The following is a 16,036-nucleotide window of genomic DNA, read 5'->3' on the forward strand; positions in this document are numbered from 1 at the left end:
CTCGCGCGGCATCCTGCCTGAAGCTGGAAGATTATGCCTGGGAGGCTGGTAGGTCTTACCTATTTGTCCCGCATAGATCAAAATTTCGGTAGAATTTTGCGCAAGGCAATCAAATTTGGTAGATGTTCTCGGCCCGGGGAGGCCTCCATGATCGAAGAACAGGACACGCGAATACTCGCCCACCTTCAGAAGGATGGTCGCGCCACCAATCAGCAGCTCGCCGACGAGATCGGCATGTCCACCTCCGCCTGCTGGCGCAGGGTGCGCGCGCTGGAGGAGAGCGGCGTCATCCAAGGCTATGCGGCGCTGGTCGCGCGCGAGCAGGCGGGATTTACGATGTCGGCCATCCTCCACGTCTCGCTGGAGCGGCACGATGCGAAGTTCGTCGACGAATTCGTGGCCAGGGTCACGACGCGCCGCGAGGTGCTGGAATGTTTCGCGACCACGGGCGACGCCGATTATCATTTGCGCGTCGTCGTGCAGGACATGGCGGCCTATAACAGATTCCTCGACGAGTTCATGTTCCGCATCCCCGGCATCCGCTATGTCCGCAGCAATGTGGTGCTGAAGGAGATCAAGACCGGCGTGGCGCTGCCGTTCTGAGACAACGACGGGACTCACACTGCCTCAGTCCGGCTGCGCCGGCGCAGTTGGCGCAGCGACAGTGCATGCAGCAGGATCGAGCTTGGCACGACGAAGGCCGGGGTCAGCACGTTCGGAAAGGTATCAATGGCCATGCTCGGGCCATCCGGAACGATGAGCTGGAACGGGCCAGGCGACATCGCCATTCCCAGGGCGATCGCAACGGCGAAGTCTGCGAGGCCGAAGATATTCCAGAAGATCGCACCTGTCCGCCCCTCGGCCGTCCCGGCCGCCAAGGCGATCGCCACCGGCACCGCGAACAGTCCGGTCAGCACGTCGCCGGCTCCTGCCGGCAATGCCCAGACGCCCGGCAGCACCCCGCGCAGCCAGTAAGCGAGCCATTGACTGCCAAAGATGCGATAGACCTGAAGGGCGATGAGCCACGTCGCCGGCATTGCATCGAGCAATTGTCCGACCCGCTTCGATAGCATCAGCACCGGAGCGCCGACGATCACTGGCAGCAGGATCGCCGCGGGAAGCAGCGGCAAGGAGGAGGCACCCGTGCGGAATGCACCATTGATGGATGCCGTCCAGGCGAGGGCAGCCCAAAGCGTGAAGGGGACTATGACGACCAGCCAGGTCGCCCGGCGTTGCTCTGGCGTCAACGCGGTGTTTTCGAGCCCGAGCCACAGGCCGAGCGCAATGAGCCCATGGGCCAGCAGCCGAACGCCGAGGGCCGGAAAGCCGCTCTGCGGAAGTGCGGGGAGCGAGTAGATCAGCCAGGTCCACAGGATCGTGAATAGAACGGTCCACATCAAGCCGAGCCGGATGGCAGGCTGGGCCGGGGCGGCAACGGAAGCAGCATCGCTGTTCATCGGCGTTCCCTAGAGAGAGGTCGGCTGCGGTGGACGCACGAGATCGCGGCCAGCGGCCATCTCAGGCCGTTTTTTCTTCCGATCCGGACCTCACCAGAATCATGAAGACGAGAACATGGCTGACGAGCAGCAGCGGCACGTAGAGGGCTGGAATATAAATGCCGGCGCCGAAGAGGCCGGGATCCTGGATTTTCGTCACGCCCACATAGTAGGCATTCAGGAGATCCAGCGTGCCCCAGACGTTGAACGCCCAGACCACCGGAATTGCGATCGACCATCGCCAGGAGAGTGCTGCGATTGACGCGAGCGCGAGAGTGGCGGCAATAAGGTCCCCCCATCCGACCTCGGCGGCAAAATTCGGGCTCAACTCCGCGGATACGAATCCCGCCACCATGAAATTCATGCCGAAGAACCTGAACGCGTTGAAGGCCGCGAGCAGTCTCAGGGCCTCATAGCGCGGCATGGCGCGGAGTGCCGGCCAGACGTAGATCGAAGCCACCACCGCGCTTGTCAGGAAAGCGCCGGCGACGCTGAGCACGAAGGGAAGGTTGAAGCTTTGCGGCACGTTCGGATGTCCTTGTGGTGGCCTGTCCGGCCAGTGTGGTCGAAGCCGGTGGGTTCGGCGTCGGCGGACGCTCAGGGCTTGGCCATCAGCAGACCGAGCGGCATCAGCGGACCGACTGCGATGTAGTCGTGGTCCATGAGTTCCCGCCGCGCGAGCGGCAGGCCCTCCATGATCGCGTGTCCCTCGGCGACATCCCTGACATTCAACAGGAATACGGCGCCGCGCCCGTCGGATCGCGAATACCATTCGCGAACCGTTCCGTTGAGATAGAGCTGCACGGTCTGCCTGATTTCATCGGGCATGACGGCCATGATCTGATCTCGGGTGACGCCCGCCTTGACGGTCAGGATGACCATGACCCCCGTTGTCGGCGACGCGGTCTGTGATTGGGCAAGTGAAGGATCGGCCATGGAGGTTGCGCCTGTGAGTATGAGGGTGACTGCCAAGACGACGTTCAGGACGACGTCGCGGATTGTCTTCATCGATTTCATGTCTCCGATCGCGGCGGTTACGGCGACGGCACGGCTCATTTGCAATTCGGATGTAAGGCCGCTTCCCGCGAGTTACTATTCGCGATAATGTTGACGGGCTATGAAGCAGAACTTCACAGTCAGGCACGGTGCACTGGACGGCGTGGAGGCGTTCCTGAGTGTCGCCCAGCATCGCAGTTTCCGCCGAGCGGCAGCTGAGCTCGGGGTCACGCCATCGGCCATCAGTCAGGCGATACGCGCGCTCGAGGCGCGCGTCGGCGCCGCGCTCTTCATCCGCACGACCCGCAGCGTCGGTTTGACCGAAGCCGGCGAAAGATTCCTTGCGCGCGCCAGACCCGCCTTCGAGGAGCTCGTCGCGGCAAGCGGGGCGGCGCGCGAGCTCGGACAGCGACCGGCCGGCCTCCTGCGTCTCACCGTGCCGCGCTCCGTCGTGCCGATCCTGCTGGAGCCGCTGATCGCGTCGTTCTGCCGGGCATTTCCCGAGATCGAGGTGGAGCTTGCCGCAAGCGAAGAACTGGTCGACCTCGCAGCCGAAGGTTTTGACGCCGGCATCAGGTTGGGCCAGTTCATCGCCCCCGACATGGTCGCGGTGCGCCTGACGAATCCGCTACCGCTCATTATCCTCGGCAGCCCGGCTTACCTTGCCCGCCGCGGTCGGCCCGAGCGGCCAGACGATCTGCGCGAGCACGCGTGCTTGAGATTGCGACGATCGAACGGTGCGCTTGCGTCATGGTCGCTCGACGACAACGGTCGTTCGATCGAGATTGTGGTTGCGGGACCTTTCATCGCCAACGACTTCCCGACGATGCTCGGAGCCGCCGTCGAAGGTGTGGGTCTTGCGCAAGTGCCCGCACCGCTGGCCACCGGTGCCATGGCGGCGGGCAAGCTCGTTCCCGTCCTGGAGCAATTCGCGCCGATGACGCCGGGCGTGTTCCTGTACTATCCCGGTCACCGACAAATCATGCCGAAGTTGCGGGCCTTTATCGATCATGTGAAGGGCCGCTCAGGCGGCGCGAGCTGATCTACCGTTGCTCCCGCACGAACCGATTGCGCAGCGTGCCGATGCCGGTGATATCGATCTCCACGACATCGCCATGCTTGATGTCCGGCGAGGCACCGTCGGTGCCCATCCAGATCACATCGCCCGGCCATAGCGTAAAGTACTTGGTCAGCTCGACCAGGAACGGCACCACGCCGAAGATCATGTCGTTGGTGTAGAAGCGGTTGGTCTCCTTGCCGTTGACGCGGACGACGGTCTCCATCCTGGCGAGATTCGCCTCGGTCTCGATCCACGGGCCCATCGGCTTGAACGTGTCGGCGTTCTTCGAGCGCCACAGGCTGCGATCCGCCTTCTGCCAGCTGCGCTCGCTGACGTCGTTGCCGATGGTGTAGCCGAACACGCAATCCATCGCGTTCTGCTTGGTGAGGTGTTTGACCTTCTTGCCGATGACGACGACGAGCTCGCCCTCGTAGTGGATCTTGTCCGTCGCGAAAGAGGGGATCACGACCTCCTCGTCGTGTGCGATCAGCGCGTTCTGCGCGCGATAGCCGATCTCGGGCCTGTCAGGCACGGCCGGCACCTCGCCGCGCTTGTCGGCGGCCTCCTTCAGGTGCTTCAAATAGTTCAGGCCGACGCAATAGAAGGTGCGCGGGATCAGCGGCAGCTCGATCTTCACCTCGCCAAGCGGAAGCGTGCGCGAGGTGCGCTGCCATTCGCGGAAGGGATCGCCGTCGATTGCGATGACCCGGTCGCCTTCAACGATCCCCCAGGAGGTCTTGTCCGAGGCGGAGAATTTCAGCCAGCGCATGTCGGATCCTCCAGTTATTCCGCAGCATCGCGCGGCTGCACCTTCCAGGCGCCGGCGGCAGGCCGCCTCAAGCCGAGATTTTCCCGCAGCGTCTTGCCGCGATAGTCCTTCTGGAACAAGCCGCGCCGCTGCAACTCCGGCACGATATGGCGAACGAAATCGGCGTAGGAGCCGGGCACGTAGGTGGCCGCGATGACGAAGCCGTCGCAGCCGCGCTCGACGAACATCTCTTCGAGCTTGTCCGCGATCTCCTTGGGGCCGCCGACCATCGCGTCCTGCACCTGGCCGCGGCCGGAGAAGGTGACGAAATCGCGCGCGCTCGGATTGCTCTTGCCTGAATTCTTCAGCACGCCGTCGCGGATGCCCAGAATGCCCTGCATGCTCTTCAGCTCTTCCGTGGTCAGCGGCGCGTCGAGGTCCTTGGAGGCGAAATCGTAATTGAGCGCTTCGGCGAGCAGCGACAGCGCGTCGATCTGGAGCGGCAGCTTGTTGATCAGCGCCATCTTGTCTTCGGCTTCGGCCTTGGTCGCGCCGCAGACCGGCGTCGTCAGGTTGCAGAGGAACATCTGCTCGGGATCGCGGCCGGCTTTGGCCGCCTCGTTGCGCACGGCCGCATAACCCTCCTTGGCCGCGGCGAGGTTGCGCGCGGCGGTGAAGATCACCTCGCCCCAGCGGCCGGCAAAGCGCTGGCCGCGGCCGGATGCGCCGGCCTGGATGATGACAGGATGGCCCTGTTGCGAACGCGGCACGGTGAACGGCCCGCGCGACTTGAAGGCTGCTCCCTTGTGATCGAGCCGCTTCACCTTGGCCGGATCGGCAAAGCGGCCGCTCCTCTTGTCCATGATGAGCGCGCCGTCCTCCCACGTGTCCCAGTGGCCGAGGACGACCTCCATGAACTCGTCGGCGCGGTCGTAGCGGGAATCGTGTTCGGGATGGGAGTCCCGGCCCATGTTGAGCGCCTCGCCGTCATTGAGCGAGGTGACGACGTTCCAGCCCGCGCGCCCGCCGGACATCAAATCGAGCGTCGCGAAGCGGCGCGCGACGTCGAACGGCTCGTAATAGGTGGTCGAGCAGGTCGCGCCAAGGCCGAGCTTGTCGGTGACCATGCCCATCGTGGTCAGCACGATCAGCGGGTCCATCTTCACGCAGCGGATGCCGTATTCGACGGTATGGGCGTGGTCGTTGCCGTAGCGGTCCGGCATCGCCAGGCGATCGTCGAAGAAGGCCATGTGAAACTTGCCGGCTTCGAGGATCCTGGCGATCTCCTGATAGTAATCCGCCGACATCGAATCGTCGCGCGAGTCCGGATGCCGCCAGGAGCTCGGCAAATTGGTGCAGTTTTGCGCCTGGAGGAAGCCGACCAGTACCATCTGCCGCGTCATGCTGCTGTTCTCCGAATTGCGTCAGGCCAGATCGAGCACCGTGTCGAGCCGGTATTCCCGCGCCAGCGCGCGCAGCTTGTCCCAGGTGGCATCCTCGACCTCGATGCCGTCACGCAGCCGCTGTTGCTCGCGCACGCCCTCGATCTCGCCGGGATAGTAGACGCCCGTGCTGCCCTCGGAGGGCGGGGTCGATTTCAGATAGCGCGCGAATTCGGCGACCTCGCGCTTGAACTCCTTCAGCGGGCGGAACGCGGCGACGTTGAACACCGCCATGAAGCAGCCGTCATTGTGCCGCCCCGTCGGCTCGACGCCGAAGCCGAGACCGGTGAGCAGGCCGCACAGCACCTCGACCATGGCGGCAAGCCCGCTGCCCTTGTAGCCCTCGGTGCCGCCGAGCGGCAGCAGCGCGCCGCCCTTGCGATACTGGGTCGGGTCGTTGGTGTGCCGTCCCTCGGCATCGATGATCCATCCCGTCGGGATCTTATCGCCGCGGGCCACAGCGAGCTGGATCTTGCCGGCGGCGACCGCCGAGGTCGCCATGTCCAGGTAGAACGGCGCATCGAGATCGGACGGCACCGCGATCGAGATCGGGTTGGTGCCGAGCCGCGCCTCCTTGCCGCCGAACGGCGCCACGTGCTTCGGCGAGCGGCCGGAGTCCGCGGTTGCAATCCCGATCATGCCTTCGCGCATCGCCATCAGCGGATAAGCGGCGAGGCGGCCGACATGGCTCTGCCGGAACACGGTGCAGGCGGCGACGTTCGCCGTCTTCGCCTTCTCGATCGTCAGCGCCATTGCCTTGGCGTTGACGTGGAAACCAAATCCCCAATGGCCGTCGATTACGGTCGTGGTCGGCGATTCCTGCACGATGGTCCATGTCGCGCCGGGAACGATGTGCCCGGCCTTGATGCGGTCGATATAGGTGGGAACCGCGATCACACCGTGGGAGTCGTGGCCGGCGAGATTGGCGTTGACGCAGCCGGTCGCGACCGCATCGGCCTCTTCCTGGGAAGCTCCCGCCGCCTGGAGCAGGGCGGCGCTGATGCGCGTGAGGCGGTCGGCCCTGACGATCGGCATGGCGTTTCCCCGGTCATCGCCCCTATCATGATAGCTGGCGGGCGCTTGTTGGGGACCATCGTCTCAAAGCGCAGGACCGATATCAATCTCCCGTAAACCAATACAGGGCTGCAAATTCGTAAAGAGAGCGCGCCTTTGGTCGAAGATTCGTTCCGGCCGGCGGTATTCTCGACAGTTTGGCGGGGGTCGTTCGCAGCTCGTTCACTCTGATCGACGGTTTGCGGCACGCAATAACGACCACTTAGGCGATGGCCGTTCATAAAGTACCCGGGAAAATTAGGCAGAAATGCCCGGGAGCTGAGATCGTGCCGACGACACTCGCGCGCACCTTTGCGGCGTTGAGCGCCATAAACGAAGCGATCCTCTACGCGAAATCGCCGGACGAGCTGTACCAGAAGGTCTGCGACGCCGGGTTTTCGAGCGGGGACTTTTTGGCCGTGGCCGTGTTCCTGGTGGGACCGGACGGCCGGCGGCTTTGCTTTGCGGCCGGCTGCGGCGACGATATCCAGCGGCTGCGCTCGATCGAGATCACCACGGACGCCGGCACGCCGGAAGGATTGGGCGTCGGCGGCGAGGCCTTTCGCGATCAGAGGCTGTGCGTCAGCAACGATTATCTGAACGACCCGCGCTCGCTGGCGTGGCGCGAGGGCGCCGCCAAGGCCCACATTGGCGCTGCGGCGGCGTTGCCGCTGCTCTGCAACGGCAAGAGCGTCGGCGTGCTGTACGTGACCCGCAGCGAAGCTGGCTCGCTGAACGAGCAGATGGTGTCGCTGTTCGAGCGCATGTCGGCCAACATCTCCTATGCCCTCGACAATTTCGCGCGTGAGACGGCGCGGCAGACCAGCGAGCGGGCGACGCGGCGGCTCAACCGCATGTTCGGCGCCATCAGCGCCACCAACGAGGCCATTCTCCGCGCCAAGACCGAGCAGGAGCTCTACCAGCTCGTGTGCGACGCCTCCGTGCATGGCGGCAAGTCGCTTGCGACCATCGTCCTGCTCCGCGAACCGGGTTCGCACTGGATGAAGCCGGTCGCATCTACGGGACAGAATCTGGAGCTGGTCACCCAGGCGCGCTATTCGATCGATCCGGAGAATCCCTACGGCAAGGGCATCTCCGGCGAGGTGTTCCGGACGCAGAAGGCCATCATCGAGGACGATCTCGCTAGCCGCACCCGGGGAACCCCATGGGAGCAGGCCAACGTCAACACCGGTGTCGCCGCCTGCGTGGTCGCGCCGCTGATCAAGCACGGCGAAAGCGTCGGCGTGCTGTTGTCCTTCGTCAGCAGGTCGTGGGCCAAGGACGAGGAAGTCGTCGCGCTGCTCCTGCGCATGGCGGAGAACGTCTCGTTCGCGATCGAGAATTTTGACCGTGAGGCAGAGAAGGCCAGTATCGCCGCGGAAGAAGAGCGTCTCGCCCGCATGTATGCGGCGCTGAGCGCCACCAACGAGGCGATCCTGCGCGCGCGGACGCGGGCCGAGCTGTTCGACCTCGTCTGCGAGGCGACGGCGAAGGGCGCCAAGTTTACCTCGGTCACCATTGCGCTCGCCGACCATCGTGCCGAGCTGCTGCGCGTGGTCGCCAGCTATGGGCCGAACGCCGATCAGGTCCGCACCTTCAAGTTCTCTACCTCCGACCAGGTGCCGGAGGGGCGGGGACTGACAGGCACCGCGTTCCGTACACGCCAGCCCTCGGTCAGCAACGACGTGTTCGCCGACGACCGCATTGCGCCGTGGCAGGCCAGCGCCCGCCGCACCGGGATCGCGTCGTCCGCGGCGCTGCCGCTCTTGAATGGCGACCGGGTCGAGGGCGTGTTCCTGTTCAATTCTCCGGAGCGCGGTACCTTCACGCCCGAGTTCGTCGAGCTGTTGCGCAAGCTTCAGGCCAACGTCGCCTTCGCGCTGGAGAATTTCGATCGCGCCGATGAAAAGGCCAAGGCCGAAATCCAGCGCAATCGTCTGCGGGGCATGCTCGAGGCGCTGAGCGCGACCAACGAAGCCATCATGCGGGTGAAGACCCGCGCCGAATTGTTCGAAGTGGTCTGCGAAGCCGCGGTGCTCGGCGGCACGTTCTCCTCCGCGACCATCGCGCTGGTGGACGAAACCGGACATTACCTCGACATCGCCATGACCAAGGGTGAGAGCTGCTACCAGGTCAAGTCGTGGCGGTTCTCGACGTCGGCGGAAGATCCGGAAGGCCGGGGGTTGACCGGCACCGCCTTCCGCACGCGCATCCCTTGCGTCGCCAACGAGCTTCTCACCGACATCCGCACGGCGCATTGGCACCAGATCGCGCGCATCCAGGGCACGAGATCGGGGGCCTGCTTCCCGCTGCTCAGCAACGGCAGCAAGGCGGTCGGCGTGCTGCTGTTCCTCTCGGTCGACGAAGGCGCGTTCACGCCGGACCTGATCCAGCTCTTGGGGCGGCTTGCCGAGAACGTCTCGTTCGCGCTCGACAATTTCGATCGGGCCGAGGAAAAGGCCCGCACCGAGGCGCAGAAGGAGCGCCTGACGCGCATGTTCGCGGCGCTGAGCGCCACCAACGAGGCGATCATGCGGGCGAAGTCGCGCGCCGAGCTGTTCGACCTCGTCTGCCTCGCGGCATCGAACGGCGCCAAGTTCACCTCGACGACGATCGCGCTGGCCAGGGCCGACAGCGACCAGCTCGAGATCGTGGCCGCGGCCGGGCCGTCCGCCGACACCACGCGCAACATCCGCCTCTCCGTCGACCCCGAGCGTCCCGAGGGGCGCGGAATGAGCGGCACGGCATTCCGCACACGCCAGCCCTGCATCAGCAACGACTATCTCAACGACGATCGCGTCCGTGTCTTCCATGCCGTCGTCCGCGGCGACGGCGCACGGTCGGGCGCGGCGTTTCCGCTCATCGCGCACGACCAGGCCGTCGGCGTCATGATCTACATGTCGACCGAACCGGGCACCTTCACGTCCGAGTTCGTCGAGCTGCTGCAGCGTCTCGCCGACAACGTCTCCTTTGCGATGGAGAATTTCGATCGCACCGACGAGAAGAACCAGGCGGACGAGCGAATCGAATACCTCGCCTCGCATGACAGCCTGACCGACCTGCCGAACCGCGAGACCTTCAACGGGCTGCTGCGCGAGGCGATCGACGCCGCGCAGCGCCACGATCACCGTTTTGCGGTTCTGTTCATCGATCTCGACCGCTTCAAGGTCATCAACGATTCGCTGGGCCACGAGGCCGGCGATCTGCTCCTGCTCGAAGTGGCGAACCGGCTGCGCGGTGCGCTGCGGACAAGCGACGTGGTGGCGCGCCTCGGCGGCGACGAGTTCGTGGTGATCCTCGACCAGTGCGGCGACATCGACGACGTGCAGCGGATTGCGACCGGGTTGCTCGCGGCGCTCGCCGAGCCGATGGAGCTGGCCGGCCACGAGTGTCACACCACGGCCTCGATCGGCATCGCGATGTATCCGGCCAACGGCTCCGACGCGCAGACGCTGACCAAGAACGCCGACATGGCGATGTATCTCGCCAAGGAGGACGGCAAGAACGGCTACCGCTTCTTCTCCAAGGAAGTGAAGACGCAGTCGATCGAGCGGCTGTCGCTCGAGAGCGCGCTGCGCCGGGCGCTGGAGCGCGAGCAGTTTTCGCTGAACTACCAGCCCAAGGTCGACATGGAGACCGGCCAGATCACCGGCGTGGAAGCGCTGCTGCGCTGGGCACATCCCGATCTCGGCAACGTCTCGCCGGCACAGTTCATTCCGCTTGCGGAAGAAACCGGGCTGATCGTGCCGATCGGCCGCTGGGTGCTGAACGAGGCCTGCGCGCAGGCGATGGCCTGGCAGCGCCGCGGCCTGTTGCCGCTGTCGATGGCGGTGAACCTGTCGCCGCGGCAGTTCGTCGACGAACATCTGTTGCAGGATGTCGACGAGGTGCTGGCGGCCTCCGGCATGTCGCCGGTGCTGCTCCAGTTGGAGGTCACCGAGAGCATGATGATGCGCAATGTCGGGCGCGCGCTCAAGGTGCTCGACGCCATCCAGAGCCGCGGCATCCGCCTCGCCATCGACGATTTCGGCACCGGCTATTCGTCGATGTCGCTGATGAAGCACTTCCCGATCGACACCATCAAGATCGACCGCTCCTTCGTGCGCGACCTGCCGCAGGATTCGGAGGACCAGGCGATCGCGCAGGCGATCATCAGCATGGGCAAGGCGCTCGGCATGACCGTCGTCGCCGAAGGCGTCGAGAACGTCGAGCAGGAGGCGTTCCTGCGCACCCATGGCTGCGACGAGATGCAGGGCTTCCTGATCTCGAAGCCGCTGCCGGCCCGGCAGATGGCCGAACTGCTGCGGCCGATGGTTCTGCCGATCGCGCCGCCGCTCCAGCCGGAACCGGATCCCGCCGCCCGCGAAGCGGCGGCGTTACGGCTGAAATGCGCTGTCGTCTGACGGTTGCGGGTGCAATTCGCGGACCTCGTGATCCGTGGCCTCGGCCTTGCTCGGAAAATCCTGCGGCCCCGTCAGTGAGGTCTGCTCGACGAACAGCGCAAGTATCGTGCGCGCACCGTCGGCGAAGCTCGCGCCTTCGTTCAGGTCGAGCTCGGAGCACCATGCGCCGCTCATCGGCTCGTGGTCGTCGACCACCGCCATGGCAGGCCCCCACCACCAGGCAGGCGCAGGCGAGCGCTCGTCCCCGGGCACGACATGCCAGCGAACGAACTCATCCATCACGCGCTCGAACTCCAGGCGTGCAGCCTGATGCATGCGGTCGATACTCCCGGAATCCGCACCCGATGACAGGCCGACGCGCGGATTTGATCGTGGCCTTGACGCTCGGAAAAAGCTGGCTCGCGCAAATTGGCCGAGCCATGCATGCCGACATCATCGTCGGCAATGCCTGAAATGCGGCCGTCAGCGATGCGCCGACGGCGGCAGCGAACGTCCATTCTAGCCGTTTGGAGGGACGGCAGGCAAGGTGCGGGTGTTACGATTACCTAACGCGACCTGAACGGATGTGCCTTCTGGTGCCAGGCCCAAGCGGTGCGGATGACCGTAGGCAGGTCAGAGTGACGCGGCACGAAGTTCAGAACTTTTCGCGCGGCGGACGGGTCGGCGACCAGATAGGTGGGATCGCCGGCGCGGCGCGGCTTGACGGTGTGCGGCACCTCGCGCCCGGTCTCCTGCCTGATGGCGTTGAGGATCTCGCGCACCGAAAAGCCGGAGCCGGTGCCGAGATTGAAGCTGCCGCCGGCATGTCCCTGTTCCAGCAGCTTCAGCGCCGCGACATGCGCGGCGGCGAGGTCGCTGACATGGATGTAGTCGCGGATCGCGGTGCCGTCGGGCGTGTCGTAGTCGTCGCCGAACACAGCGAAGTCGACATGGCCCTGCAGGGCCATCATGGCCCGCGGAATGAGATGGGTCTCGTTGTCGCGCAGTTCGCCGATGCCGCCGGCCGGATCGGCGCCGCTGGCGTTGAAATAGCGCAGGCAGAACGCGCCGAAGCCATAGGCCGCGCGATAGTCGGCGAGCATGCGCTCGATCATCCATTTCGAGGCGCCATAGGGATTGATCGGCGCGCAGGGAAAGTCTTCCGGCAGCTCCTTGGAATCGGCGTTGCCGTAGACGGCGCCGGTCGAGGAGAACACGATGCGATGGCAGCCGGCGTTGCGCATCGCCTGGAGCAGCGACAGCGTGCCCTGCACATTGTTGATGTAGTACTTCTGCGGATCGGTCATGGATTCGCCGACGAGGCTCGCCGCCGCGAAATGCATCACCGCCGTGACCTTGTGGTCGGCGAAGGCGCGCGCCAACGCTGCACCGTCGAGAAGGTCGCCGATCACCAGGGGGCCGGCGACGAAGCTGCGATGACCTGTCGAGAGATTGTCATAAACGACGGGCTGATAGCCGGCGGCAGACAGTGCGCGGCAGGCATGCGAGCCAATATAGCCCGCGCCCCCTGTGACGAGGACGGTCGGTCGGTCGGTCATATCGTCTTCTACTCTTCTCTCAGCGATTGGAAGGCCGTTTGCGGCTGAAGAGAAGATAGAGTGCGCGGGGGTTGGTGGTCAAATAGCGCCAGAACAGGCGGCGTGGCTCGAGCCAGGTGCGCCAGGCCCATTCGAGTCCGAATTTCTGCATCCATTGCGGCGCGCGGGACCGGCTGCCCGACAAAAAGTTGAAAAGGCCGCCCGATGTCTTGATAACGCCAACATTGGTCAGCAGCGGCGTGTATTGCTCCACGAATGCCTGCTCGTTGGGCACGCCGAGCGCGACCCAGAGATAGTCCGGCGCGAGCGCGTTGATCTCCTCGACCTTCGCGCGCAGGGCCTCGCCGCGCAGATAGCCGTGGCTGTGCCCGACGATCTTGAGGTTCGGATACATCTTCCGGACGTTCTCGACCGCCGCGGCGTTCTCGGCCTCGCTGGCGCCGAACATGTAGAAGGTGCGGCCGACCGCTTCGGCCTTGCGCGCGACGACGTGGAACAGGTCCGTGGTCGCGACGCGCTCGGGCAGCGGGAACCAGGATTGCAGCTTCGAGGCCGCCACCAGCGGCTGGCCGTCGGCGTTGATCAGGTCGGCGCCGCGGAACAGGCGTTCGGTCTCCGGCTCGGTCGAGCAGCGTGCCAGCACCTCGCCATTGGCCGAGGTCAGGTGCAACGGACGGCCGATGCGATGACGCGGATCGGTCGCCTCGATCATGAAGTCGGCGGTCGCTTCCAGGTCGAGCGCGGCCATGCGAAGGCCGCCGACGGTGATCCGCGGCACGTCGGCGGTTGCGGCCCGGCCGTCCAGATTGACGCGGCGCTCAAGCATATTGTCTGCCTCGCTGGCGCGCCTGGGTTGCGGGCGCGAGTTCGTCGAGCACGACGCCGACGAGCTTGCGCTCGGCGCGGCCGAGCGTGCTCAGGATCTCTTCCAGGCTGTCGTTGATGTCGAGGCTGGTCGGCAGTACCGCAACCAGTGCGTCGGCATCGTCGAGCAGCTTGCGGCCGCCGGCCGGGAGCGGCATCGCGGGGCCGTCGAGGACCACGAGGTCATAGCCGCCGGCGGCGCGCGCCTGCGAAATCGCCTTGCGGATGGCCTCGGCCGCTTTGCCCGCGTCGCCTTCGGCGGCCGGCAGCACCGAAATGCCGTTCACCGTCTTGATCTCGCGCGCGGTCTTGCTGCCGATCGAGAGCCAGCCGAGCGCGCTCGGCTCGCTCTTGCCGGGACGGGTGACCTTGTTCGAGAGCGAGCGTGCCTGATGGTCGGCATCGATCATCAGGACGCGGGCACCGTCACGCGCGGCCGCGAGCGCGAAATTCAGCGCGGTCACGCTGCGCCCGGTGGTCTCGCTCGCACCAATGAGCGCGATCACCGGCATCGCCTTGCCGCCGGCGCGCCGGGCCATCGCGGCGCGCATGTCGCGCCAGGCATTGAGTAGCGTCGTGAGGGGAAAGCCGGGGCGCAGCGTCGGCCAGCCCAGCCGTGTCAGGTCGACGCCGCCGCCGGTGGCGAGAATGGCACCCAGCGTGTGGATGACATCGGCCTCCTGCAGGCGCGCGATCAGCGGCTTTTCGATCAGGGGCCTTTCGACCATCGAGGGCTGCAGCGATGGCGCGGCAACTTCCGGCAGAGCCTGCGCGACTTCCGGAGTGCGCGATGCCTGCTGAGGCCGGGCAATCTCCGAAGTCCGCGTCGTCTCTGGTGCTCGGGGACCTTGCGGCGCCGGTGTGCGTTCACGGCGGGCCGGCGTGGGGGCGCCGGCGAACAGGAGCTCGGCCGCGACGAACCAGCTCGAAGCCGCGAGCGCGCCGAAGATGAAGCCGATCATGGCGAACAGGCTCATCGCCGGCGGGAACGAGCGCCGCTGCGGCACGGTGGCTTCGCCGATGACGCGGGCCGCCGAGGTGTTCAGGGTCTCCTGCTCCTCGGTCTCGCGCGAGCGCTTGAGGAAGGACTGATAGACGTCGCGGCTGGCATCGGCCTCGCGCTCGAGTTCGCGCAGGCGCACGGCGGCCTGGCTGAGCTGCACGCTCTGCCGCTTCTGCGCCTCCAGCGCCCGGTTCAGAGAGGCCTCGTAGTCGCGGGCGCGCGTCAGATCGTTCTTGGCGGACTGCGCGAAGCGATCGATCTCCTCGTTGATGGTGCGCTTGAGATCCTCGACCTGTTTCTCGGTCTGGCGCAGCGCCGGATGGCGCGGGCCGAGCTCGCCGGCCTGCTCCGCGTACTTCTTGCGGGCGTCGGCATATTGCGCGCGCAGGTTCGCGATGGTTGGCGATTGCAGCGCCTCCGAATTCGCGCCGGCATCGGCAGCGGCGCGCCGGCTCGCCTCGATCTGGTCGAGCCGCGCCTGTGCGTCCATTGTCGCCGCGCGGGCCGCGGAAAGCCGCTGATTGCTGGCAGAGAGCTGCTGGTCGCTGATCAGCGCGTCCTGGGTGCCGACGAAATTGTTCTGGGCCTTGTAGGTGGCGAGCGCGGTCTCGGCACTGCGCAACCGCTCGCGAAGCTCCTTGAGGCGGCCGGAGAGATCGTTGGTGGCGCGTCGCGCGGCCGAAGCCTGCGAGTTGCGGGATTCGGCGAGGTAGGCGCTGGTCAGCGTGTTGGCGAGCATCGCCGCTTTCGCCGGATCGGTCGACCAGACCTCGATGTCGACGATGAAGCTCTTCTCGGTCTTGCGGACCGTGATGTGCCGGTTCAGCGCGTCGAGCGCCGCGAGCTGCACTTCCTTGGTTTCCGCGGCGGACGGCGCACGGGGCTGAAGGCCGATCAGGCCGAGCAGCGACGACATCAGGCTCCTGGCATCACCGCCGCCGAATTCGGGGTCCTTGTCGAGGCCGGCCTGCTGGATCACCTGGAGCAGCACGCTGTTCGAGGTGATCAGGCGGGCCTGGCTCTCCACCACCATGGCCATGCCGGAGACGTCCTGGGCACGCGGCGTGAGCTCGCGATCGACCAGCTGAAGCTCGCGCGGGTCGACATAGAGCTGGGCGGTGGCGGTGTAGCGGGGCGTCACGCTCTTGCCCACGGTGACGGCAAGCGTCGCACCGAGGAGTGCGGCAGCGGCAATCGCGATCTTCCGCCGCCAGAGCAGATTGACGAGCTCCAGCACGTTGAAGCCGGTTTGAGGCCTTTGTCGCGGGGCCTCCGGTCCGGCCCGATCTATCGGCTGGTTGTAGTCAAGCATAGTCCCCAGCTTTCATTCCAACGACCGCGGGCTGAGGGGTTACTCTTCGCTTTACGCCACGCACCCGGGATATAGGTGCCCAATCAACGCAACAGGGAAAATTAACCATACTCATTGAGGG

Annotated in this window: 13 protein-coding genes; 3 read left to right on the forward strand and 10 right to left on the reverse strand. The window is 65.6% G+C overall.

All coding sequences use genetic code 11. The features are described from left to right. The first annotated feature begins 147 nt into the window (after nt 1-147). The gene (locus ACVWW6_RS12805) at nt 148-603 is read left to right on the forward strand and encodes an Lrp/AsnC family transcriptional regulator (protein ID WP_011090317.1); all 456 of its coding nucleotides are present in this window, start codon (nt 148-150) and stop codon (nt 601-603) included. Between the two features lie 14 nt (nt 604-617). Here the strand turns inward: ACVWW6_RS12805 and ACVWW6_RS12810 are convergent, their stop codons facing one another. The 3 genes from ACVWW6_RS12810 to ACVWW6_RS12820 form a co-directional block, all read right to left on the reverse strand. Continuing rightward, on the reverse strand, nt 618-1,457 hold the full coding sequence (locus tag ACVWW6_RS12810) for an MFS transporter (RefSeq protein ID WP_304548598.1): 840 nt from the start codon (nt 1,455-1,457) through the stop codon (nt 618-620). A 61-nt stretch (nt 1,458-1,518) separates the two neighbouring features. Further along, the gene (locus ACVWW6_RS12815) at nt 1,519-1,995 is read right to left on the reverse strand and encodes a hypothetical protein (RefSeq protein WP_304548596.1); all 477 of its coding nucleotides are present in this window, start codon (nt 1,993-1,995) and stop codon (nt 1,519-1,521) included. Between the two features lie 98 nt (nt 1,996-2,093). Then, on the reverse strand, nt 2,094-2,552 hold the full coding sequence (locus ACVWW6_RS12820; RefSeq protein WP_304548595.1) for a hypothetical protein: 459 nt from the start codon (nt 2,550-2,552) through the stop codon (nt 2,094-2,096). Nucleotides 2,553-2,613: 61 nt separating this feature from the next. On the opposite strand from ACVWW6_RS12820, the gene ACVWW6_RS12825 reads away from it, so the two are divergent. Beyond that, nucleotides 2,614-3,534, forward strand: coding sequence for a LysR family transcriptional regulator (locus ACVWW6_RS12825; protein WP_038967360.1), 921 nt, complete (start codon nt 2,614-2,616; stop codon nt 3,532-3,534). A gap of 1 nt (nt 3,535) precedes the next feature. On the opposite strand, the gene ACVWW6_RS12830 is transcribed toward ACVWW6_RS12825, so the two are convergent. From ACVWW6_RS12830 to ACVWW6_RS12840, 3 genes are read right to left on the reverse strand one after another with little or no spacing between them, the layout of a single operon-like run. Continuing rightward, nucleotides 3,536-4,321 (reverse strand): fumarylacetoacetate hydrolase family protein, encoded by a 786-nt coding sequence (locus ACVWW6_RS12830; RefSeq protein WP_011090312.1) that lies wholly within the window; start codon nt 4,319-4,321, stop codon nt 3,536-3,538. A 14-nt stretch (nt 4,322-4,335) separates the two neighbouring features. Continuing rightward, complete coding sequence (locus tag ACVWW6_RS12835; RefSeq protein ID WP_110117258.1) at nt 4,336-5,703, reverse strand: LLM class flavin-dependent oxidoreductase; 1,368 nt, start codon at nt 5,701-5,703, stop codon at nt 4,336-4,338. Nucleotides 5,704-5,724: 21 nt separating this feature from the next. Beyond that, entirely contained in the window at nt 5,725-6,777 is a 1,053-nt protein-coding gene (locus tag ACVWW6_RS12840) for an Ldh family oxidoreductase (RefSeq protein WP_456680816.1), read from the reverse strand. A gap of 305 nt (nt 6,778-7,082) precedes the next feature. Between ACVWW6_RS12840 and ACVWW6_RS12845 the strand changes: the two genes are divergently transcribed. Further along, nucleotides 7,083-11,198, forward strand: coding sequence for a bifunctional diguanylate cyclase/phosphodiesterase (locus ACVWW6_RS12845; protein ID WP_456680817.1), 4,116 nt, complete (start codon nt 7,083-7,085; stop codon nt 11,196-11,198). Here ACVWW6_RS12845 and ACVWW6_RS12850 read toward each other — a convergent pair. The 4 genes from ACVWW6_RS12850 to ACVWW6_RS12865 all read right to left on the reverse strand — a co-directional run bounded on the left by ACVWW6_RS12850 (nt 11,172) and on the right by ACVWW6_RS12865 (nt 15,915). Then, nucleotides 11,172-11,513, reverse strand: a complete 342-nt coding sequence (locus ACVWW6_RS12850; RefSeq protein WP_304548588.1) for a hypothetical protein — start codon at nt 11,511-11,513, stop codon at nt 11,172-11,174. The two genes, ACVWW6_RS12845 and ACVWW6_RS12850, sit on opposite strands and share 27 nt — an antisense overlap. Before the next feature lie 230 nt (nt 11,514-11,743). Continuing rightward, nucleotides 11,744-12,736 (reverse strand): UDP-glucose 4-epimerase GalE, encoded by a 993-nt coding sequence (gene galE, locus ACVWW6_RS12855; protein WP_304548586.1) that lies wholly within the window; start codon nt 12,734-12,736, stop codon nt 11,744-11,746. Nucleotides 12,737-12,755: 19 nt separating this feature from the next. Beyond that, a complete protein-coding gene (locus ACVWW6_RS12860) occupies nt 12,756-13,562 on the reverse strand; it encodes a WecB/TagA/CpsF family glycosyltransferase (protein ID WP_028173921.1) in 807 nt (268 codons plus the stop codon). Beyond that, on the reverse strand, nt 13,555-15,915 hold the full coding sequence (locus ACVWW6_RS12865) for an exopolysaccharide transport family protein (protein ID WP_456680818.1): 2,361 nt from the start codon (nt 15,913-15,915) through the stop codon (nt 13,555-13,557). Before ACVWW6_RS12865 ends, ACVWW6_RS12860 begins: the two co-directional genes overlap by 8 nt. Nucleotides 15,916-16,036 lie beyond the last annotated feature (121 nt).

Source organism: Bradyrhizobium sp. USDA 3311, assembly GCF_054062495.1.